Annotated in this window: 23 protein-coding genes; 7 read left to right on the top strand and 16 right to left on the bottom strand. The window is 35.3% G+C overall.

The genetic code is table 11. The annotated features are described in order from the left end of the window. The first annotated feature begins 590 nt into the window (after positions 1–590). The gene (locus NHE85_RS01060) at positions 591–3,851 is read left to right on the top strand and encodes a T9SS type B sorting domain-containing protein (protein ID WP_252808869.1); all 3,261 of its coding nucleotides are present in this window, start codon (positions 591–593) and stop codon (positions 3,849–3,851) included. A gap of 44 nt (positions 3,852–3,895) precedes the next feature. Here NHE85_RS01060 and NHE85_RS01055 read toward each other — a convergent pair whose 3' ends face one another. The 8 genes from NHE85_RS01055 to NHE85_RS01020 form a co-directional block, all read right to left on the bottom strand. After that, entirely contained in the window at positions 3,896–4,528 is a 633-nt protein-coding gene (locus NHE85_RS01055; RefSeq protein WP_252808867.1) for a hypothetical protein, read from the bottom strand. After that, positions 4,528–5,562 (bottom strand): D-alanine--D-alanine ligase, encoded by a 1,035-nt coding sequence (locus tag NHE85_RS01050; protein ID WP_252808866.1) that lies wholly within the window; start codon positions 5,560–5,562, stop codon positions 4,528–4,530. The genes NHE85_RS01055 and NHE85_RS01050 overlap by 1 nt, the downstream gene beginning before the upstream one ends. Next, on the bottom strand, positions 5,559–6,269 hold the full coding sequence (locus NHE85_RS01045) for an NRDE family protein (RefSeq protein ID WP_252808864.1): 711 nt from the start codon (positions 6,267–6,269) through the stop codon (positions 5,559–5,561). Before NHE85_RS01045 ends, NHE85_RS01050 begins: the two co-directional genes overlap by 4 nt. Beyond that, entirely contained in the window at positions 6,257–6,745 is a 489-nt protein-coding gene (locus tag NHE85_RS01040) for a DinB family protein (RefSeq protein ID WP_252808862.1), read from the bottom strand. Before NHE85_RS01040 ends, NHE85_RS01045 begins: the two co-directional genes overlap by 13 nt. 2 nt (positions 6,746–6,747) lie before the next feature. Beyond that, positions 6,748–7,131 (bottom strand): DoxX family protein, encoded by a 384-nt coding sequence (locus NHE85_RS01035; protein WP_252808860.1) that lies wholly within the window; start codon positions 7,129–7,131, stop codon positions 6,748–6,750. Beyond that, the gene (locus tag NHE85_RS01030) at positions 7,131–7,595 is read right to left on the bottom strand and encodes a YHS domain-containing (seleno)protein (RefSeq protein WP_252808858.1); all 465 of its coding nucleotides are present in this window, start codon (positions 7,593–7,595) and stop codon (positions 7,131–7,133) included. Before NHE85_RS01030 ends, NHE85_RS01035 begins: the two co-directional genes overlap by 1 nt. A 101-nt stretch (positions 7,596–7,696) precedes the next feature. Further along, entirely contained in the window at positions 7,697–8,374 is a 678-nt protein-coding gene (locus tag NHE85_RS01025) for a Crp/Fnr family transcriptional regulator (protein WP_252808857.1), read from the bottom strand. Positions 8,375–8,377: 3 nt separating this feature from the next. Continuing rightward, complete coding sequence (locus NHE85_RS01020) at positions 8,378–8,821, bottom strand: DUF4268 domain-containing protein (RefSeq protein ID WP_252808855.1); 444 nt, start codon at positions 8,819–8,821, stop codon at positions 8,378–8,380. A gap of 63 nt (positions 8,822–8,884) precedes the next feature. Here NHE85_RS01020 and NHE85_RS01015 point away from each other — a divergent pair, with 63 nt between their 5' ends. Continuing rightward, positions 8,885–9,523: a CoA pyrophosphatase gene (locus NHE85_RS01015; RefSeq protein WP_252808854.1), complete on the top strand. Its 639-nt coding sequence runs from the start codon at positions 8,885–8,887 to the stop codon at positions 9,521–9,523. Between the two features lie 44 nt (positions 9,524–9,567). Beyond that, on the top strand, positions 9,568–10,371 hold the full coding sequence (locus NHE85_RS01010) for a 1-acyl-sn-glycerol-3-phosphate acyltransferase (RefSeq protein WP_252808853.1): 804 nt from the start codon (positions 9,568–9,570) through the stop codon (positions 10,369–10,371). 31 nt (positions 10,372–10,402) lie between these two features. Here NHE85_RS01010 and NHE85_RS01005 read toward each other — a convergent pair whose 3' ends face one another. Genes NHE85_RS01005 through NHE85_RS00990 form a run of 4 tightly spaced genes read right to left on the bottom strand, consistent with a single transcriptional unit; the run spans position 10,403 to position 13,504 of the window. Further along, positions 10,403–11,254: a TraB/GumN family protein gene (locus tag NHE85_RS01005; protein WP_252808852.1), complete on the bottom strand. Its 852-nt coding sequence runs from the start codon at positions 11,252–11,254 to the stop codon at positions 10,403–10,405. 2 nt (positions 11,255–11,256) lie between these two features. After that, on the bottom strand, positions 11,257–11,898 hold the full coding sequence (locus NHE85_RS01000) for a hypothetical protein (RefSeq protein WP_252808851.1): 642 nt from the start codon (positions 11,896–11,898) through the stop codon (positions 11,257–11,259). A gap of 8 nt (positions 11,899–11,906) precedes the next feature. Continuing rightward, entirely contained in the window at positions 11,907–12,401 is a 495-nt protein-coding gene (locus NHE85_RS00995) for an RNA polymerase sigma factor (protein WP_252808850.1), read from the bottom strand. A 41-nt stretch (positions 12,402–12,442) separates the two neighbouring features. Continuing rightward, positions 12,443–13,504 carry a DUF3810 domain-containing protein gene (locus NHE85_RS00990; RefSeq protein WP_252808849.1) on the bottom strand — a complete coding sequence of 354 codons (1,062 nt, stop codon included), beginning with the start codon at positions 13,502–13,504 and terminating at the stop codon, positions 12,443–12,445. Positions 13,505–13,576: 72 nt separating this feature from the next. Here NHE85_RS00990 and NHE85_RS00985 point away from each other — a divergent pair, with 72 nt between their 5' ends. Then, positions 13,577–13,834: a (2Fe-2S) ferredoxin domain-containing protein gene (locus NHE85_RS00985; protein WP_252808848.1), complete on the top strand. Its 258-nt coding sequence runs from the start codon at positions 13,577–13,579 to the stop codon at positions 13,832–13,834. Between the two features lie 153 nt (positions 13,835–13,987). Next, the gene (locus NHE85_RS00980; protein WP_252808846.1) at positions 13,988–15,451 is read left to right on the top strand and encodes an aminoacyl-histidine dipeptidase; all 1,464 of its coding nucleotides are present in this window, start codon (positions 13,988–13,990) and stop codon (positions 15,449–15,451) included. 49 nt (positions 15,452–15,500) lie between these two features. On the opposite strand, the gene NHE85_RS00975 is transcribed toward NHE85_RS00980, so the two are convergent. The 4 genes from NHE85_RS00975 to NHE85_RS00960 form a co-directional block, all read right to left on the bottom strand. Further along, a complete protein-coding gene (locus tag NHE85_RS00975; RefSeq protein WP_252808844.1) occupies positions 15,501–16,067 on the bottom strand; it encodes a pentapeptide repeat-containing protein in 567 nt (188 codons plus the stop codon). A gap of 94 nt (positions 16,068–16,161) precedes the next feature. Further along, on the bottom strand, positions 16,162–16,728 hold the full coding sequence (locus NHE85_RS00970) for a DUF6265 family protein (RefSeq protein ID WP_252808842.1): 567 nt from the start codon (positions 16,726–16,728) through the stop codon (positions 16,162–16,164). Positions 16,729–16,774: 46 nt separating this feature from the next. Then, positions 16,775–17,194: a hypothetical protein gene (locus NHE85_RS00965; protein ID WP_252808841.1), complete on the bottom strand. Its 420-nt coding sequence runs from the start codon at positions 17,192–17,194 to the stop codon at positions 16,775–16,777. Between the two features lie 90 nt (positions 17,195–17,284). Further along, positions 17,285–18,181, bottom strand: a complete 897-nt coding sequence (locus tag NHE85_RS00960; RefSeq protein ID WP_252808839.1) for an NAD(P)/FAD-dependent oxidoreductase — start codon at positions 18,179–18,181, stop codon at positions 17,285–17,287. A 102-nt stretch (positions 18,182–18,283) separates the two neighbouring features. On the opposite strand from NHE85_RS00960, the gene NHE85_RS00955 reads away from it, so the two are divergent. Both NHE85_RS00955 and prfA read left to right on the top strand, forming a co-directional pair. Next, positions 18,284–18,667, top strand: a complete 384-nt coding sequence (locus NHE85_RS00955) for a Fur family transcriptional regulator (protein WP_252808837.1) — start codon at positions 18,284–18,286, stop codon at positions 18,665–18,667. A gap of 75 nt (positions 18,668–18,742) precedes the next feature. Next, positions 18,743–19,816 (top strand): peptide chain release factor 1, encoded by a 1,074-nt coding sequence (gene prfA, locus NHE85_RS00950; protein ID WP_252808835.1) that lies wholly within the window; start codon positions 18,743–18,745, stop codon positions 19,814–19,816. Positions 19,817–19,920 lie beyond the last annotated feature (104 nt).

Raw genomic sequence — 19,920 nt, 5'->3', positions numbered from 1 at the left:
GATGGTACTGCAATTTGTGGGAGAGTATGTCATCGCCTTTCTTTTGAAAACCCTTCATCATTACGATGAAGGGTTTTTTGTTTTGTTTAATCTTCATTAAAAATTTTCTGTTATCTGATAATATGTTATTCCTTAACCACATGAGATTAAAAATCAATAAGTTATATTCATAATTTTTTAAAATATAGATTTTTTAAAAATAAAATGAAAGAAAATGCTGTATTTTTCCCATTGTCCTGAATAATATTTTTTTAATTATTCCTTAAATTTTAATAAAAAAATCTAATTATTAATATAAATAGTACTATATTTAAATTAAATTTTTATGTATAATTAAACTTTAACATATTTATTTACTATTTAACAATTAGATTAATGGGGGGTTAATTAATTGATAATTAGGTTTTTATGTATTATTTATTTATTTAAAATATAAATAATACATATATAATCGGTGAACTGCATTTTTACTCTATTGTTTATCAGTGTTTTATGTTTTTTTATTTTTTATTATTGCGGAATGATAAGGATATCTGACTTCTGTAATAATTAAGTAAGGAGTGAGGTTAAATGTTTAAAGAGGGGATACTATGAAACAATTTTACATGCTTCTAATATATATATTGTTTTCTTCTACAGTATATAGTCAATTGGCCGATTTTAATTTGATATTAACAAAAACAGATGAAACCTGCCTTGGCAACGGTTCACTTACATTTACTGTTACAAATCAAACGCCAAATTCTACAATTCTTTATAAGGTTTACGTCTTGCCGGATGTTACAAACCCTATAACAATTCTTACCGATAATTCTTTAGGAAGTTTATCAGCAGCTACATATAAAGTAGAGGCTATACAATCTTTAGATGATCAGGTTAATAAGAAGGAAAAAACAGTTACGATATTAAATAAGGTAGTCCCTTTTAACATTGATATTTCAACATCTATTCAGCATTGTACCAGCGGAGGTGATATAATAGTAACAGCAACTTCAGGTATAGCTGCTTCTTATGAAATTATTTATGGTCCGGTAACAAGGCCATTACAATCATCAAATGTATTTGAAGATCTTCCATCCGGCACCTATAATATTAGGGCTTTTGATACCTGTGGCGTTGGGAAAGTTAAAACCTATACATTAACTGTTTATGCAAGTGTATTAGCAATTTCTGATACTACATATCCTGAAACAGTATCTATTATATGTGATTCAATTACTGTAATGAATACTATTACTGCTACTTCTGGTACTATTGCCTATCCTTTAAGTGTGCAAAGTACTCTTTCTCCCCTTAGTATAAGCGGAGATCCAATTGTTATAAATCAGACGTTTTCTACCGGTGATCCCGGAATGTTAGAAGTGGCTATGACAGTTCCTCGTTACTTCTCGCAATCCTATACCTATGATATTAAGGTTGTAGATAAATGCACGCAGATTTTTGAGAAAAGAAATAATATTGTTGATCCTAATATTGATTTGTCTTTAACCCCTGTTAAAGCACCTTGTGCAGAAAAATTCATAAGGCTAAATGCTTCTAAATATGTAGCTCCTTATAAAGTAAATTTTATAAGTAGTCCCGATGGTTTTATTGCATCAGACTATAATAGCACTCCTTACGGTCCTTTTACCCAGTCTTCTGTTGATTATGGCGATGAAGAGCATACAGTTCCTTTTGGAGATTATGTAGTAGAAATAACAGATCTTTGTGGCAGAAAGGCAATAGATACCTTAAAAGTTGAATTTATAAAACCCGAGCCATCTAAGTACGCTTTAAATAATGGTTGTTTTTCTGAATTCGGGTATATAAGGATAGCTTTGCCGGATTCTAAAGTTGTATCAGCCAGTATAATTGAAGCGCCATCGACATATACAGTTTCATTACCCAGTAATATTGCACTTAATATTACACTTGATGGAAAAATAGCTCTTAATAATATGCCATTGGGTGAATATTTAATAGAGTTTACCGATGACTGTGGATTTTCTTATGAAGTGAGAATAGTTGTTCCGCCTTATGTAGAAAAACTTTTTGAGATACTTGCATTACCATCCTGTACAGCTCAATACGGTACAGTAAGAGTTAATAGCGGAAACGGCCCTTTAACTGCCGTTTCTATTATAGCAGCACCAATGGCATTTAATCAGTCCCTGCCTTATGATGTAAGCTCAAAAATTGCAGCAAATGGAATGTGTTATATTGATGAACTGCCACCGGGCACATATACTTTTAGGGCAACAGACATTTGTGGCGTTGTAAAAGATCAGGAGGTTATAGTTGAAGGTTATAACGGTCCGGGTGACGCTTTTTCTTTTATACCTAATTGTGGATCTTTTTCGGTAAATGTTGATGATAACAGTAATGGCATGGATGGTGCCCGCTATTGGCTGCAATATTATAGCGAAGAGATGCATTGCTGGATAAATCCTATTTATAGCCAGCCTTATGTTGAAGGAAATGCTCCGGATACCTATACAGGTATAGAATTGAATAACCATCAATTACGAAATAATTTTGAGTATAAAGGTAAAATGAGGGTTGTTAAGGTATTTGAAAGCTTTGGTGATGGTACATCGGAAAAAACGATATGTGTAAATGTACTTGGAGAATTTACTTATACTGACAGCCTTGCCATATCTGCAGCCTATACTCTTGCCTGCGCGGGTAAACCTACTGATGTAATATTAGAAATTATTGGCTATCCTGTTGTGTATAGAATTAAGCAAAAAAATGGTGAGCCATTTATAGTTGATAATGGTACCAGTAATATTTTTACCAATCTGGAAGCGGCAGAATATCTTTTTGAAATAGAAGATAACTGTGGAAATATCGATGTAAAAGGCTTTAATGTTCAGGAGCTGCCATCTATTGCTGATGCAACACAGCCAGGAGATATGATTTTTTGTGCCGAACCGGGTGAAGCTGGAAACTTTGAGTTTCATTTAACAGATCAGAATCCTTCTATATTAGGTCCATTAAACAGTGGATCATATACTATTACTTATCATGCTTCACAGGAAGATGCAGATAATAATGTTAATCCTTTGCCGGAATATTATCAGGCTGATACAAACGGCAAAACTATTTATGCACGGTTAGTGCACAATGAAATAGGGCTTTGTTATGGTACTACTTCGTTTAAATTATTTGTTGGTGAAAAACCAGTGCCGACTATTACCACTATAGGTACAATTTGTAATGAGGGAAAAGTTGCAATTACAGCAGAAGGAGGCTATCAGAACTATGTATGGTCTGATGGACAGACGGGCAGAACTATTTATGTAGATACTCCAGGAATTTATACTGTAACTGTTGAAAAGGCATATGGTGCAGACAGAGTTTGTGAGGGAGAGAATAGTGTTGAAATTAAATTATCGGTTACTCCTGAAATTGTTAAGATTGATACTAATGACTGGACAAGAGATAATAACTCTATTACTGTACATGTGGAAGGTTCCGGTGATTATGAATATTCTATTGACGGAATGAACTATCAAACCGAAAATATTTTTACAGGACTTGAAACAGGAGTTTATCAGGTTTATGTTAAAGATGCCTATGGTTGTGGTGAAGACATTAAAGAAGTAGTGCTTTTAACCTATCCTAATTTCTTTACACCTAACGGTGATGGCCAGCATGATTACTGGCGTATAGAATATGCTGTAAAAGAACCGCACATGAAGGTTGATATTTTTGACCGTTACGGCAAACATCTTACTTCTTTTGGTTCTAATAGTGCAGGATGGGATGGTACATTTAATGGTACTAATTTACCTTCTACAGATTATTGGTTTGTAGTTACAAGAGAAGATGGCAGGCAGTTAAGAGGACATTTCTCTATGCTTCGTTAATTTGAATTAGTTAACCAAAAATCCCTTTTGACAAAAAGGGATTTTTATTTTGTAACAATAGCATATTTTCTATAAAATTTAAAAGCCTGAAATAAAGTAAGCAATAAAAATACACAGGCAATTATGTAATTTATTATTCCGGTAAAGTAAACCGAAAAACGGGATAAGAGCAGTACGAAGGCAAGCATACCTGCCATTGTACCAATGCCTGCACCCCAGATAAACATTCCTTTGGTATAGTTATGCTTTTCTATAATCTTATTGTTAACTGCATATATACTCCATCCGCTCCAGAAAGGGAACTGAAGAAAATTAACAGAGTTAAGCAAAATACCACTAAAAAAAATATTTTCTGTGAGATAAGGTATAGCCGCAGTAGTAGTAGTTTCATTTTTGGTAAAAAAACTAAAAACGGTCAGAATTATCAGAAAAAGCAAAGAGGCAATTTCTAAACTTTTTGTAAGCCTTATACTTGAATTTATTTTTTCAGCGAACTTAAATATAAAATAAATAATAAGGCACTCTACAGTTATAATACCCAAAAGAAAATAACATAGTTTAACTATACCTCTCATGCTATAAACATCAAAAGCAATAATATTTAGATAGCCAACAGGTACAGATCCTATAAAACTTATACCTAATCCCGTTAAAAATGCTATTGCTATACTTTTCATTAAAAGCTTGTTATTCTCTTATTATGTTCACGTTGTAGCTTCCATTGCGACATGCCAGTTGCGAAATCCAGGTATGGATTGCCTTTTTCATGATTGGCCCTGCTTATTTTATGCAGGTAACTAATATGCCTTGCCAGTTCTTTCCAGGCAAAAAGTAAGGAGTGAGAAGGATCGTATATATGGGTTGGCTCGCTTGATGCACCATTAACTTCAACGATCATAAAATTTTCTCCTTTTTCCAGTTCGGCTATAGAGTTATACATAAGGTCTATACGTCCAAAATGAAAGCCCTGAATCTGCATACACATAGTATCAATCACTTTTTCAAGTTCAGGCGAAATAAGATGGCTCGAATCTATAAATTTTGCCCCACGTGCATGATTGCCATAAGGTACAAGATTCATTACTTCATCTTTTTGCAATGTATTATTGAGTTTTTGCCCATATTCTTTTTTTAATGCTTTTATCTGCATTCTGAATCTCGGATTCTTATCCAGCAATTGCAGAATTGTAGATGTTCCGTCTCCGGTTACCGAAAGCAGTTCTTTTTCTACAATACCTGTAACTGTTCCTTTTTGTTCCTCAGGAAATCTAATGTAAAAAACACCTATTTCATTAGGAAGGTTTATACTTTCCTGTATTAGAAAATCAAAGTCGGCTTTATGTAAATAATTGGCAAGCTCATTATAATTGTATATTTTTTTTACTGCATTGCCTCGAAGGCCAATATCGGGTTTTACAAAAGCAGGGAAACCAATTTCTTTTTCCGTCATTAACAGCTTAACTTTTTCAAGTTCGGCAGTATGATCTATTAATACTGTTTTAGGATAATATTTTTGAGGTATTAAGTCATAAATATCCATTTTGGACTCCATAAAGAAACCGCCATTTTTCATGCTTGGGTTTACTGCATTGAAAAAGAAGAGGCTTTTCGATCTGAATGAATAATATAACCATTGAAAATATATGGGGATATAAAGAACCTGAAAAGGCCAATATTCCCAGTTTACTATTTTATGTAAAAGAGATCTCATAAAATAAGAATGCTTTCTTTATTGATGTTATGTGAAATCAGGTCGTTATAGTTAATATATACCCGGTTATTTTCAATTACGCATTGAGTTATACTTACTGTTTTTAAAAAATCATTACGGTTTATAACCAGGCCATTCTCCTTGTCATTACCTTCAGTAAACTCATGAAAAAACAGCATTTCTTCCGGAGTTGGTGTCTCGTGGATTGTAAGGTAGTCTTTAAAAAGCTCATTACGTTTTGCCCTTACTTCTTCAGAATAAAGTGTAGCCGATGCCCATATGTGGTTGGCTTCAGGATCTAATTCTACAGTTTCTTTTTTATTGCCATCCCATCTAAACTGATAAAGTACTGAACCGGTATAAAGTATCAGTGTAAAAGGCTCTATATTATCTAAATCTATTGTTTCTTTAGCTTCAACAGGATTAGCGGCACTCAGAATATCTAATAATATTAAACCTCTGCTTCGCCTGTAGGGACCTTTAGAAACATGTTTTTTATCGGCACCATTCAGTACTATTGCAACACTTCCTTCTTCCGAAACTGCAAACCACGTTCCGTTGGCCTTTGTATCTTTCGGGAAAATTATTTTTTTACCATTAACTACATAGGTCTGCGGATATAATGCAGCAGGACGACTTATTGCTTCATCTCTGTTAGACGTTAGTATGGTAATGTTTTCGTTTTTTACGTAAGTTACTGTACACATTTTTTTCTGTATTCTATTGTTGATTGGGCTACTCCGAAATCTTCATCTACCAGATCGTATTGTATTTCCAGCAACGCAACTTTAATTAATGCCTGATGATGTATACTATGTTCAAGATTATATAGAAGCTCTCTCTGGTAACTGCTTTTTGTAATTACAGGCAGACCATTAAAAGTATTTTGAAGAAGTATATTCTTGTCATTTTCGGCTATTTTAGTTTTTATATCCCTAAGCTTTTTAATAGCTGATTCTTTATTAAGTTCTATAGTTTTATCGCGTTTACGTTTATCATAATTTACGATACCATTTTTATAGCCTTCTATGAGGCATAAATACATTTCTATAATATGTCTGGTATGGCCGCCTATAGTTGCATTGCTTAAAGAAGTTATAGGTTGCTGATAGCTTTTTGCATCAAGCTGTTCCAGTAAATTTATAAGTTCATCAAGATTTTTATTTATGGTAAACTGAAGCATGGCTATCTGGTTTTTAATAAATTATAAAATTTGTTTATGTTTTGAGATATAATAATATTACAGCATATAAATGTTACTACTGCCAGAACGAATAATAATCCTCCATCTCCCTGTACTGAAATGCCTAAAACAAAGATATGTGACAGTATTGCCCCTGCCATTGTGCTCATTGCTATAAAAGCTCCCCAGTGGCTTGTACGTGGTATTAGTAAGAGTATTACCGCTATAAGCTCTGCAATTCCTGAACTAATCCTCCCTGCATCTCCTAAACCCAGAGTTGAGAAAATATAAACTGACTCCGGTGCTGCCGTAAACTTAAAAAAAAGTGTCTGGAAAAGTATGGCTGCCGGAATTATCCTTAGCAGCCAAAATAATAGGCGTTTCATTATTTAATTATTTTTTTCCAGTTAGCATCGGCCTGTTTTTTCAGCTTCTGCTCATCCTTATTCCAGCTTGTTAATGTATTATTGAAAAACTTATTGTAAAAAACATAAAGTTTTCCATCTACAATTTTAAAAGTTTCAGGATCAATAGATACTTTTTCCCCGGCACTGCCCATAGCATAGGCACACCATCCTCCATACTGAGGTTCATAAGCTGCGGGCATTTTTACAAAAGCATCCTTATTGGCTTTGCTTGAAAAATAGTAGGTAACACCCTCATAAGTTGCAGCAAAGTTTTTATTGCCTTTTATTGCCTTTGAATTTTTAAAGTAGGCTACGGGATCGTATCCCTGAAGCGCAATTCCTTTTTCAAGATTATACTGCTCTTTTCTTGTACTTTCATTTTGGGCAATGCCGGCTACTGATATCATCATCGAGAATATCAGTAAAATTATACGTGTTTTCATGGTAATAAGTTTTTACAGTTAATTTAATAGTGTAAAATTACCATGACAGCAAAAATGGTTTTGTCGGCTACTTTACATTTACTATAAAATAGTTGTAAATATTACAATTTTGAAATATCAGGTATAATAATTTCCTTTCGATTGTATTGTAACAGGCCTCTATGTTCAAGGTCATTAAGTAGTTGTGTAGTAGTTTGCCTGGAAGTGCATATTATCTGGGCAATATCATTTTGAGTAAGGTAATTTTCAAGCACTATACCTTCCTGCTGTTGGTTACCTTCGCGTGCTGCCCAGTCTTTAAGAAACTCGTGCAGGCGGGTTTTGGCATCTTTAGATATAAGGTTTGTATAATTATTCCTTATGCGCTTCATTTTCATGCCTACAAATTTCGTGTATGATAATGCCAGACCGGGATGCCTGAACATAAGATCTTCAAAATCTGACATAAGAAAACTGCAAATCGCTACTTCGTCTGTCAGTGCTTTTGCATATTCGTTTACAGGCGATTCTGTTTCAAGTGTAAGCTCCCCAAACAGATCTCCCTTTTGTATTATTTCCTTAATAGTTTCATTACCATCGTCGTCAAGTTCAACAATTTTTATATTTCCCTTTTTGAGAAGAAAAATACGTGGAAGCTCTGAATTAGAGAAATAAAGTATTTCACCTTTTCTGGCGTGTTTAAAACCGGTAACAATGCATAACTGTTTAATCTGGCTGAAGCTTAACGTCCTGAAAAGCTTATGATCTCTTAAATACCAGTATTTTAGTTCTTCATACATATATTAGGTATTAATTTCAAGGTCACGAATATAATCTTCATATTCATAAAAAAAGCGCTCAAAGGCATCCATTTTTTCGTTAAAGAAATCAAAGATTTCATTCCAGGATGCTTTATTATAAAGGCTTATTCCGGTTTTCTCTACCCAAATGCGGCTAATGGCTTTTCCTGTTTCAAGGTAGAAATTTTTTTCGAGTACGGCATCAGTTAAAAAATCTTCATGCAGAATATTTTTAAGCGATTCTATTTTTTCAAAATAGATGGTGCGTTTCTCTTCATCTTTAGGCTCTATGTCAAGCATAACCTGTGCTTTTTTGTTGTCAACATAAAATTTAAATGAAACATCTTTAATTTTAGTGTCATACAAAAGCCATTTTCGGGGATAAGCTTCTGCAAATGCAGTCCAGAATTCTTTTTTTATAATTTGAGCTTCAGCTTTGCTAAACATAGTATTGTTTTTTGTAGTGCTTTAAAGTATCTTTAGGGGTATTAAATAAGACCTCTGTTAAAAATGCTTTTTTCTGATTTTTTAAAATACATACCAAAGATAGTAAATCAACAGCTTCCTGCACTTTCCGCCCATGTAAAAATGGCTCCTGCCTCAAGGCTTCCTTCTCTTGAACCGGACTATTATAAAGACAATAACCCAAGGCAATCAGCAGTAATGATGCTTTTTTATCCTAAAAATGAGCAGACCAATATCATTCTTATTAAAAGGAACAGTTATCCGGGTGTGCATTCTTCACAAATATCTTTTCCCGGAGGTAAAGCTGAATTGGATGATGTGAACCTTACTGCTACCGCACTTAGGGAAACCTATGAAGAAGTAGGGGTAGAGCCTCAGGACATTGACGTTGTAATGCCTTTTACCCAAATTTACATTCCGCCCAGTAATTTTTTAGTAGCACCTTTTTTGGGAGTTGCTTTAAAGGAGCCTGCGTTTAAACCAAGTCCTGATGAAGTGGAAGCGCTTATAGAATTACCTCTTGATGTTTTTCTGGATGATTCTATAGTAATTGAAACCGAAATGCAGACCTCTTATTCTCAAAAAATTATAGTTCCGGCCTTTAAAGTAGATGATCATATAGTATGGGGGGCTACCGCTATGATACTGAGCGAGCTTAAAGAAACTATAAAAAGCATTCTATAATGGCGTGGTTTTTGTAAGTTTGCGGTTTACTTTTGTAATTAATTATGGGTTTATTTAAAAGAAATCCTTTCGGACATATACTATTCCTTAAAAAATGGCTTATCAGGGTTTTTGGGATACTTACGCACAGGCGCTATCGTGGATTTAATGAATTGCAGATAGATGGTTCTGAAATTATCAGGGCATTGCCGGATAAGAATGTACTTTTTATATCAAATCACCAGACTTATTTTGCCGATGTTGTTGCCATGTTTCATGTGTTTAACGCAAGCCTAAAAGGAAGAGAAGACAGTATTAAGAATGTAGGTTATATATGGCACCCAAAACTTAATATTTATTACGTTGCCGCTAAGGAAACAATGAAGGAAGGCCTGCTGCCAAGAATTCTTGCTTATGCCGGAGCTATTACTGTAGAACGTACCTGGAGGGCTAAAGGCAAAGAGGTGCAGCGTGAGGTTAATCCGAATGATACCGAGAATATAAGAATTGCGCTTGAAGATGGCTGGGTTATTACTTTTCCGCAGGGAACAACAAAACCGTTTAAGCCTATTCGTAAAGGAACGGCGCATATTATAAAACAACATAAGCCTATAGTAGTGCCTATTGTTATTGATGGCTTTAGGCGTTCATTTGATAAAAAAGGACTACGCCTAAAGAAAAAAGGTATACTGCAGTCTTTTATTATAAAAGAACCGTTGGAAATAGACTACGAAAATGAAACGGTAGAACAGATAGTTGAAAAAATTGAGTATGCTATAGAACAGCATCCGTCATTCTTAAAAGTAATACCACCGGAAATTATAGAAGACCAGGAAGAGCTGAACAAACAAAGGCAATGGAATTATTAAAAAGAGGGCAGTTTTTAAACTGCCCTCTTTTTTATTTAACCGCTTCTACTATATATCCTTTTTTACGTAACAGTAGTATTACACCATTTTCTCCGGCAAGATGGCCAGCGCCAACACCAAAAAAAGTAGGTTTCTCTTTTGCTGTTTTTTCAATTTTTGGTATCCAGTTTTTGTTTCTGTTCACTAGTAATACATCATTATGCGATGTTGTTTTGCTTTCAGATTCATTTATAAGCTCATAAAGCTTATTCAGATCTTTAGCATTATACATGTCAAGCATCTTTAAAAATTCCTCTTTATCTGATGCCATGTTGTCTTTGGCAGAATTTACAAGATCCTGCATCTGGTCTTTATAGGGTATGGCATCAAAAACATCAAATTGTTCCTGAAAAGTTTCCAGGCCGTAAACCTCTTCATTTTGTTTTTTGGTTTCTGCCATAAGCGATTCTTCTAACGACTGTGGAGGACAGTTAAGCATTTTAGGATACAGCATTGCCGTTACCAAAAATGGTTTAAACTTGTTCATAAGGCTAAGCGGCATACCTGTATTTGCTGTTACAAATTCATCTACCATTTTAAAATCTTCAGCGCTGAGTAATGATGACATTGTTACCCCGTCTTTCATCATAATTCCACTCATCATCTCGGCCTGCATATTAGGGTCGTCCATGTCCAGTTCAAGATATAACTGATCTGTAGCATCAAGTGCATTTAGAACATTTTTATCAAGCGTAGCATCACAGGTAATGTGTATTGTGCCAAACAAGTAAGAAGGTTTTTTAAGTCCGTTGCCCGAAATTTTCCAAAGCAGGGCATTGTCCAGTTTTTGTGCGTTGGCAAAAAAACAGCATAACCCCAATAGTATAATAAGTGTCTTTTTCATAACTAAAAATCGATCTTTTTAAGCTCGTTGTAGTTTTTCCTGAGGCGTTTAAGCAACAGACCGTAAATAAGCCTGTAAAATAACCATACTACTAACGCAAATACGGCAATACTTATAGCAACCGCAGCAAAATACACGAGGTAAAGCATTGCTTCTTTTCCTTTTTCTTCGGCAATGTGGCGGGTATTAAGCATTTCCGGTTCATTATTAAAATAAATAATAAACATGGTAGTAAGCAGTATAACTATAAACGATATTTTTACAAATATATAATTAGATACTGTTTTTCGGGTTTTAATAATGCTGGACATAAGGTTTTTAACCCTGTCTGTAGTTGTGATTTTTTTGTAATTAATATAAAATAGGCAAAAGAAATATACCATAATGCCATAGTCAATAACTGTTATGCCGGTTATCACGTAATCACTCAGATATCCCTCCATCTTGGTGGTATTGCTGTTGTCGTTAAGCAGCAGTGTGAGTGCCAGAAAAAAGGCAAATTCTATAATGCTTATCAGGAATATCCATTTAACTACCGATGTGGAGTTTTTATGGAGCATAGCATAAATTTCCTGCTCAGATACTCTGGGGAATTTGTTTTCGTTCTTCTTCCAGTCCTTTTTTAATAGATCTAACTCTTCCATGTGTCCTTTTACGGATTTAATATCGTTTTTAGTTTGCCTTTTATCCTGTTCATTTTTACGCGGGCGTTAACCTCGCTTATACCCAGGGTTTCGGCTATCTCAGTGTAATCTTTGTCTTCCAGGTACATAAATACCAGTGCTTTTTCAATGTCGTTAAGCTGCTGTACTGCCTGGTAAAGCAATTTTATATGCTCTTCTTCTTCATAATTATATTCGTCCTGATCTATTTTATGCAGTTTACTATCAAACTCAATAGTGTTGATAGATTTTGTCTTCTTTCGGTACAGGGTAATAGCAGTATTAAGTCCAACCCTATAAGCCCATGTAGTAAATTTAGAATCGCCCCTAAACTGCGGATAGGCTTTCCATAGCTGTATGGTAATTTCCTGAAACAGGTCTTTGTGGGCATCTTCACTATTGGTGTAGAGCCTGCATATCTTGTGTATCAGGTTTTGATTTTCCTGAAGTTGCTGCACAAAAGACGTTTCAAGTTTTGAACTCATAATGCATAAGTATATAAAACATGTAAAATGTTACAGCGCATTTACAAATCTTTATCTTTATAATAATTCACAAGCAGTCCTACAAACTTACTGTAGGTTTCTAAACCATCTTCCTGCTTGTTGAGCTTAAGGTAATTATCGTAAAAATATTCGAAAATAGTTTCAACGAAAGATTCGTATTTTTTATTGAAGGCTTCACTTTCTTTAAAGTTAGCTTTAATTCCGGGCAAAATTAAACCGGCAAGGCTTTTGGCTTTCTTTTCGTCTATTTTATTAATATTTCTAAGGCAGTATTTAAGTGCCATTGTATAGCCGGCATATTTAAAATACAGGTCTTTGTTGTGTATAGATGCCATGTAGCCAATAAAATTAGCCTCACTTTCGCTGGCATAGCCTATCTGGTGCGACATTTCATGGCATGCTGTTGCGGGAAATCCATATAGGGGAAGTTTGCTGTTTACCTGTGCTTCGTTGGTAAACGGGTTTAGGTAACCGCCAAAGCCCATATATGATAATGGTACACTAATAAGTGATGATTTTATACTTTCATGCTGAAAAGCAAAATAAGGGAACCGGGCTTCCATTTCTTTATAACCATTTACAGAAAGGTCATAAATCTGGTTTACAGTATAATGAACAACAACTTTAAGACTGTCGTTTTTTTCTATCTCACGATGTAGCTTGTTTGTTTTTGCAATTATCCTTTCTGTAAAGGCTACCAGTTCTTCGGGAGTATATTTTTTTTCTATGCCCATTTTTTCATGAAGCGGAACACGGTGGTAATTCATTGCCCATAACAGATGGAATAAAAAGTAAAATATCGAGAAAGCACTAAGTATTTTAAGGATATTGTTTTTGTATGCGGTTCTCCATGTTTTTCGGGTTTTCCATAACCATCGTACTGCTAAAATAATAACGACTCCATAAATAATATCTCCAATTGAAAAACCAAACAGGCCGAATAAAATTCTTTCGCCTTTACTCAGATAAGGGAAAAGTCCATTACTGTAATAACGCTCAACAAATTCAGGGAAAAAAGAGAGAATGTTTATGATGATGATTTGCACGAACAGAAGCAGCGGCAATATAAATTTTTTCTTCATTAGCGGAGTTAAAAGCAATACTGATTGTAAATATAAGTAGTATTTTTGTATAGATAAATTAAAATTGACCCAATGAAAAAGTTAGATGCGGCAGGCAAGGTTATTTTTATTTGTGATGGAAAAAAATGCGGAAACTACAGTAAAGAAATCCGTAAAGGTTTTAAGGTAGAACTGAAAGATTGCGGACTTAAAAAAGAAGTAGATGTGGTACGTATGACTTGCAGTGATAACTGCAAGCATGCCCCCGTAATTAGTATTCAGCCTAAAAATCTCTGGATAGGAGAGGTACAGGAGAAAGAAATTTCCCGCATTATAAAAGATTATATTTGATGTTCGGTTTTTATGATGTAGCTATCGAAGATATAATGAGATTCTATACCAATATTTGCAGACTGCCTAAAGCAGTTCAATAAAGTTTGGCATTACAGGTTTTGTCACTTTAATGCATACACTTACCTTTGTGCAAACAACAAACACAAATACATGAGCCAGGAAATAAGAAACCTTGAGCCAAAAGCGCTCTGGAATAAATTTGCCGACCTGAATGCGGTACCGCGCCCATCCAAAAAAGAAGAAAGAGTAATTGCTTTTATGAAAGATTTTGGTAAGCAATTGGGCTTGGAAACCATAGAAGATGAGGTAGGAAACGTTATAATTAAAAAGCCTGCCACACAAGGTATGGAAAACCGCAAAACCATAGTAATGCAGTCGCATCTTGATATGGTGCATCAAAAAAATGCCGCTACGGTATTTGATTTTGATACGCAGGGTATAGAAATGTATGTAGATGGCGACTGGGTGCGTGCAAAAGGTACAACACTGGGTGCAGATAATGGTTTGGGTGTAGCTACTATTATGGCAATACTGGAAAGTACAGATATTGCACATCCTGCTATTGAAGCTTTGTTTACTATAGATGAAGAAACAGGTATGACAGGTGCCATGGGGCTAAAGGGCGGATTGCTTAACGGAGAAATACTGCTTAACCTGGATACTGAAGAAGATGATGAAATTGATATTGGCTGTGCAGGAGGCGTAGATGTTACCGCTACACGTGAATATCATGAAGAAGAGGTGCCTGAAAATTCTGTAGGTTATACTATTACCGTAAACGGACTAAACGGAGGACACTCGGGTATGGATATAGATAAAGGTTTGGGTAATGCCAATAAAATAATGAACCGTTTGTTATTTGACAGCTTTGAGAACTTTGGTCTTCAGATTGCGGAAATTAACGGTGGCAGCCTTCGTAACGCTATCCCGAGGGAGAGTGTAGCACATGTTATTATTTCTGAAATTTTTGATGAAGCTTTTGTATTTGATATGCAGGAGGTAATCAACGATATAAAAGCTGAATATAAAACGACCGAGCCTAACCTTAAAATAACTATTGAAAAAGGCGAACTGCCTGCTAAAGTTATGGAGCTTGGCGTTCAGGAAGGTTTAATCCGTGCTTTATATGCTGCGCACAATGGTGTGTACCGTATGAGTGCTGATATGGAAGACCTTGTTGAAACGTCTAACAATATTGCAAGAGTTATCGTAAAAGACGGTAATATTCATGTTGGCTGCTTAACGCGTTCATCTGTAGAAAGTTCAAAGTTTGATCTTGCTAATGCACTTCGCTCTACTTTTGAGCTTATTGGCTGTGAGGTTACTTTTGGAGGTTCTTATCCGGGATGGACACCAAATGTAAATTCACCCATATTGGAAGTGTTAAAAGAGATATACGAAAAGCAAAATGGTGTTACACCAAATGTGGTTGCATGTCATGCAGGACTTGAGTGTGGTATATTAGGCACTAACTACCCTGATATGGATATGATTTCTTTCGGGCCTACTATTAAAGGTGCTCACTCTCCGGATGAAAGAGCAAGTATAAAATCCGCTCAGAAATACTGGAAATTTGTTCTTGAAATATTAGAAAATATTCCGGCTAAAGCATAAGTTAAAACTAACTTTTATAATGACAAGCCCTCGCACTGCGAGGGCTTTGTTAATTTATATCAAGGCTATATTTTTCTAATAATCCGGGCAATCCCTGCAAAGAAAATTTAGCCTTTTTAATTCTGTTGGTTTCCGGGTCTATGTTATAGTTTATTGCCGATCTGAAATCTGCTTTCTCTAAAATGGTGTTTTCAAAAACGGCTCCACGAAGGTCACAATTACTAAATGATGCATTACTGAAATCTGTTTGTACCATATCGGCCTCATGAAGTATGCAATTTATAAAGCGGGTATTTTTTAGTTTAAGATTATAAAATGATGCGAGGTTAAGCTGGCATTCGGTAAAACTCATTGCCAGTAAAAAAGGCTGGCATATACTAAAGTTAAACCCTGTCATTTTACAATTTGTAAATGCTGCATCTTTAAATGCGGTGCCTTTGGCATTTGTCATGCTAAAGTTACAATCATTAAAAGTACATTCGGTAAAAACAATGCCTGCAATATCGGCAGATGTAAAATTACAGCCGTTAAACGTACAGTTTTCATATTCGTTTTTTGGTAAAGGGTTTACTGTATAATCCTGTCTGTCAAAAACGGCATCATGTATAAAGTTCATGGGTATTTTAATTTTGGCTAAAATATAAAAAACCCTGCTGTTGTGCAGGGTTTTAATATTTATTCGGGATAGATTTTGCTATTATGTAACAGGTTTATTTATTTAAAATAGAATTCTTATTTTTTCTATGATGTTCGTTTATTTTATCGCTTCTTTTCATGGCAAACTTAACACTGGCGGGCTTACCTTTTTGCATACCGTAAATTACTGCAACCAAAGAATCTTCTCCAATTTTATTATATACTATTTTATTTGGGAAATCATGATCCGGATTTTCAAACACTATACTGTCTGAAGTAAGAGATGTACCTTCAAAAGATACTTCTTGTTCTTCATTTTGACCAGGTACAGCAGCGATGAAGGTTAATTTACCTTTAGATTCAATTAAGGTCATAAATTCATTAAAATTGACTTGCTTGTCTTTAATGATAAACGACTTACCCTTAAATACCGAATCGTTGGCTTTTTTCCATACTTCTCCAAAATTTGGTTCAGCAGTAGTATTTTGCCAGTTGCCAATAAACCAGTCGGCCTTTTCAAGCAGGCTGTAATTTTTGGCTTCTTTTTCAGTAGATTGCTCTTGTACTTTAGTCTCTTTTTTGCAGGATACTATAAGGCAGCATATAGCAGCAGTACAAAGTGCGGTAACAGTGTGTTTCATTATTATTTTAAATTATATTGTAAAAACTCAGCAGGTAAAAATGAGTTTATTCCTCTAAAACTCTTTCATATACCTCGGCATCAGAATCGCCGGGTACATAAATATACATTTTGTTTTTTGCTTCGAAAATTATTCTTAATAATTGACTGTCTTCATACATTTTAATAGAATAAATTTCGACATCTTTTTCTTTTTTCCAGATAAAATCACTCGTGTAATCTATTTCGTCACAATCGTCAATTATAGTAAAAACTCCATCTTTTGTGTTTTTAAACGACAATGTCTGAATATAGCATTCTTCATCCAGAGGGTCAAACTGTTTTGTAACTCCGTAGTAGTTTCCTGTATATATCCAGTTGCCTACAACTGTATCAACGCTATTGTCATCATCGTCGCCACAGCCTATTAGCAATGCTAAAAAAGCTAAAGCGCACAGCCTGTATAATTTAAGAGTAATGTTTTTCATATTTGTTGTATTGGTGTACTACGCAAATATGAAAAAATATTATGATAATTAGCGAATTATTAGATGCTATTTTATCATATTCCTGAAAATTTAATATGCCTCTATACATAATTCCATATTTATCATAACTCCCGCTTTTGTACCTGCCTCTACCGCCATTGCAACAGCACGTCCCTGCGTAGTGCAGTCACCCGAAGCAAATACACTAGGTATATTAGTTTTTTTAAACTCATCCACTTCTATTAAGCCCTGATCGTTAATTATACAGCCCAGATCTTCAGGAATAAAAGTGTGTTGTACCGTTTTTATTTTGGCATACATAACTGAGAAATCGTGAATATCTCCATTTTTAAGCGTTATGCTGTTGAGTTTGCCATTAGTATGCTGTACACTCTCAATTTCAGTTTCTATAACTGCAACATTATGTTGTTTAAATTTTGCTAGCTGCTCATTGGTAAATATAGCTTCTCCATTAGTAAAAAGGGTAAGGTCTTTTGTCCATTGCAGCAGCATAGGAATCATATGCAGGGCAATATCGCCGGAGGCCATTAAAGCCGTTTTTTGATTTTTTACTTCATAACCATGACAGTAGGGGCAATGTATTATAGAAATACCCCAGCATTCGGCAAAGCCATGTATAGCGGGCATTATGTCTTTTACTCCTGTGGCTAGCAACAGCTTTTTTGCAGTATAGGCTGCGCCACTTTCGGTAGTTATTTCAAAACCTTTATCCGTTTTAACTGCTTTGACCGCTTTATCATTCTCAAACGAAACTGTAGGGTAGCGCATTACCTGTTCCTTCGCTTTTGACGATATAACAGCCGGTTTTTCACCATCCTGCGTTATAAAATTGTGTGAGTGCGGTGTCTGTTTGTTGCAGGGTTCTCCGCTGTCAATAATTAATACATTTCTTGATGCTCTCCCTAATGCCATTGCTGCAGAAAGACCTGAATAGCTTCCACCGATTATAATTACTTCGTAGTTCATGTTAGTATATTGAGTTGATGAATGATTTGACAAATCTAATTAAAAATCGTATTATTGCAACATAATTGCATTAAATTGTTGCAACTAAATTGCGTTAACGGTATGAAAAGAAGAAACACACCTGCAAAAGCGGCTATTTTAACCTTGCTTAAAGGTGCTAATGCTGCACTTAGTCAGGACATGATAGAGGCTGAAATAAAGGGTGAAATGGATCGTGTAACAATATACAGGGTATTAAACAGTTTTTGCGAAGACGGTATAACCCATAAAATACTTGCCGATGACGGTAAATATTACTTTGCGCTTTGCCATAGCTGTAATGATGAGCACCATGACCATGATCATTTTCATTTTAAATGTATTAACTGCCAAAAGGTAGAATGCCTGGAAGAAAAGGTAACTGTTAGTTTACCTGTAGGTTATGTTCAAAAAAGCATTACAAGCTGGGTAACGGGATATTGTAATTTATGCGCTGGTAAGGCATAGTTTTTGTATTAAGATACTGCGTTGAGAATCAAAAAAAATACGTAATTTTGCACCTCCAAATAAGGAATTAAAAATATGTTAGACAGGTTACAAATTATAAAGCAGCGTTTTGATGAGGTATCAGACTTAATTATCCAGCCGGATATTATATCTGACCAGAAACGTTATGTACAGTTAAACAAGGAATATAAAGACCTTAAAGCACTTGCTGAAAAGCGTGAAGAGTACTTAAAACTGGTTGGCAATATTGAAGAAGCCAATGAAATTATTGCTGATGGCAGTGATGCCGAAATGGTAGAAATGGCTAAGATGGAACTTGAGGAGGCTAAAGAAAGACTTCCACAGCTTGAAGAAGAAATTAAATTCCTGCTTATACCTAAAGATCCTGAAGATGCTAAAAATGTTATGGTAGAAATTCGTGCCGGTACCGGTGGCGATGAAGCCAGTATATTTGCAGGCGACCTTTTCAGGATGTACACTAAATATTGTGAAGACAAAGGATGGAGAACCAGTGTTGTAGATATGAACGAAGGTACTTCAGGTGGTTTTAAAGAGGTTATCTTTGAAGTTACAGGAGAAGATGTTTACGGTACTCTTAAATTTGAAGCCGGTGTACACCGCGTTCAGCGTGTACCGCAAACGGAAACTCAGGGGCGTGTTCACACCTCTGCTGCAACAGTAATGGTACTTCCGGAAGCTGAAGAGTTTGATGTGCAGATTGATATGAACGATGTTCGTATTGACTTCTTCTGTTCATCAGGGCCAGGCGGACAGTCGGTAAATACGACTAAGTCTGCTGTTCGTATGACTCACATCCCTACAGGACTTGTAGCTCAGTGTCAGGATGAAAAATCACAGCACAAGAACAAAGATAAAGCCCTTCAGGTTTTGCGTTCACGTCTTTATGAAATGGAACTTGCCAAAAAGCAGGAAATTGATGCTGCAAAACGTACCTCTCAGGTAAGTAGCGGAGACCGTTCAGCTAAAATCCGTACGTATAACTATTCTCAGGGGCGTGTTACCGATCATAGAATTGGTTTGAGTTTATTTGACCTTGACGGTTTTATGAACGGAAACATTAATAAGATGATCGATGAGCTTCAATTAGTAAACAATACAGAAAAGCTTAAAGAAAGCGAAGTATATTAAAAAGCATCCCGCCAATCGGCGGGATTTTTTTTGCTTTAATATTTTTGCATATTATTTTTGGAAACAGTACAGTTGAGATTTCTCAACTTTACGTTTATAAAAGC

Source organism: Flavobacterium sp. NRK1, assembly GCF_024054175.1.
Classification (GTDB): Bacteria; Bacteroidota; Bacteroidia; order Flavobacteriales; family Flavobacteriaceae; genus Flavobacterium.
The sequence above is the reverse complement of the archived record's forward strand: the minus strand, read 5'-3'. Positions and strand labels throughout refer to the sequence as shown.

Bases quoted from the DNA above. Each gene is read 5' to 3' on its own strand.
- NHE85_RS01005 (WP_252808852.1), bottom strand. From the start codon at position 11,254: ATGAAAAAGACACTTATTATACTATTGGGGTTATGCTGTTTTTTTGCC.
- prfA (WP_252808835.1), top strand. From the start codon at position 18,743: ATGTTAGACAGGTTACAAATTATAAAGCAGCGTTTTGATGAGGTATCA.
- NHE85_RS01020 (WP_252808855.1), bottom strand. From the start codon at position 8,821: ATGTTTAGCAAAGCTGAAGCTCAAATTATAAAAAAAGAATTCTGGACT.
- NHE85_RS01050 (WP_252808866.1), bottom strand. From the start codon at position 5,562: ATGAGATCTCTTTTACATAAAATAGTAAACTGGGAATATTGGCCTTTT.
- NHE85_RS00990 (WP_252808849.1), bottom strand. From the start codon at position 13,504: ATGAAGAAAAAATTTATATTGCCGCTGCTTCTGTTCGTGCAAATCATC.
- NHE85_RS00960 (WP_252808839.1), bottom strand. From the start codon at position 18,181: ATGAACTACGAAGTAATTATAATCGGTGGAAGCTATTCAGGTCTTTCT.
- NHE85_RS01000 (WP_252808851.1), bottom strand. From the start codon at position 11,898: ATGGAAGAGTTAGATCTATTAAAAAAGGACTGGAAGAAGAACGAAAAC.
- NHE85_RS00970 (WP_252808842.1), bottom strand. From the start codon at position 16,728: ATGAAACACACTGTTACCGCACTTTGTACTGCTGCTATATGCTGCCTT.
- NHE85_RS00995 (WP_252808850.1), bottom strand. From the start codon at position 12,401: ATGAGTTCAAAACTTGAAACGTCTTTTGTGCAGCAACTTCAGGAAAAT.
- NHE85_RS01045 (WP_252808864.1), bottom strand. From the start codon at position 6,269: ATGTGTACAGTAACTTACGTAAAAAACGAAAACATTACCATACTAACG.
- NHE85_RS01055 (WP_252808867.1), bottom strand. From the start codon at position 4,528: ATGAAAAGTATAGCAATAGCATTTTTAACGGGATTAGGTATAAGTTTT.
- NHE85_RS00975 (WP_252808844.1), bottom strand. From the start codon at position 16,067: ATGAACTTTATACATGATGCCGTTTTTGACAGACAGGATTATACAGTA.
- NHE85_RS01030 (WP_252808858.1), bottom strand. From the start codon at position 7,595: ATGAAAACACGTATAATTTTACTGATATTCTCGATGATGATATCAGTA.
- NHE85_RS01040 (WP_252808862.1), bottom strand. From the start codon at position 6,745: ATGCTTCAGTTTACCATAAATAAAAATCTTGATGAACTTATAAATTTA.
- NHE85_RS00955 (WP_252808837.1), top strand. From the start codon at position 18,284: ATGAAAAGAAGAAACACACCTGCAAAAGCGGCTATTTTAACCTTGCTT.
- NHE85_RS01025 (WP_252808857.1), bottom strand. From the start codon at position 8,374: ATGTATGAAGAACTAAAATACTGGTATTTAAGAGATCATAAGCTTTTC.
- NHE85_RS01010 (WP_252808853.1), top strand. From the start codon at position 9,568: ATGGGTTTATTTAAAAGAAATCCTTTCGGACATATACTATTCCTTAAA.
- NHE85_RS01035 (WP_252808860.1), bottom strand. From the start codon at position 7,131: ATGAAACGCCTATTATTTTGGCTGCTAAGGATAATTCCGGCAGCCATA.
- NHE85_RS01060 (WP_252808869.1), top strand. From the start codon at position 591: ATGAAACAATTTTACATGCTTCTAATATATATATTGTTTTCTTCTACA.
- NHE85_RS01015 (WP_252808854.1), top strand. From the start codon at position 8,885: ATGCTTTTTTCTGATTTTTTAAAATACATACCAAAGATAGTAAATCAA.
- NHE85_RS00980 (WP_252808846.1), top strand. From the start codon at position 13,988: ATGAGCCAGGAAATAAGAAACCTTGAGCCAAAAGCGCTCTGGAATAAA.
- NHE85_RS00965 (WP_252808841.1), bottom strand. From the start codon at position 17,194: ATGAAAAACATTACTCTTAAATTATACAGGCTGTGCGCTTTAGCTTTT.
- NHE85_RS00985 (WP_252808848.1), top strand. From the start codon at position 13,577: ATGAAAAAGTTAGATGCGGCAGGCAAGGTTATTTTTATTTGTGATGGA.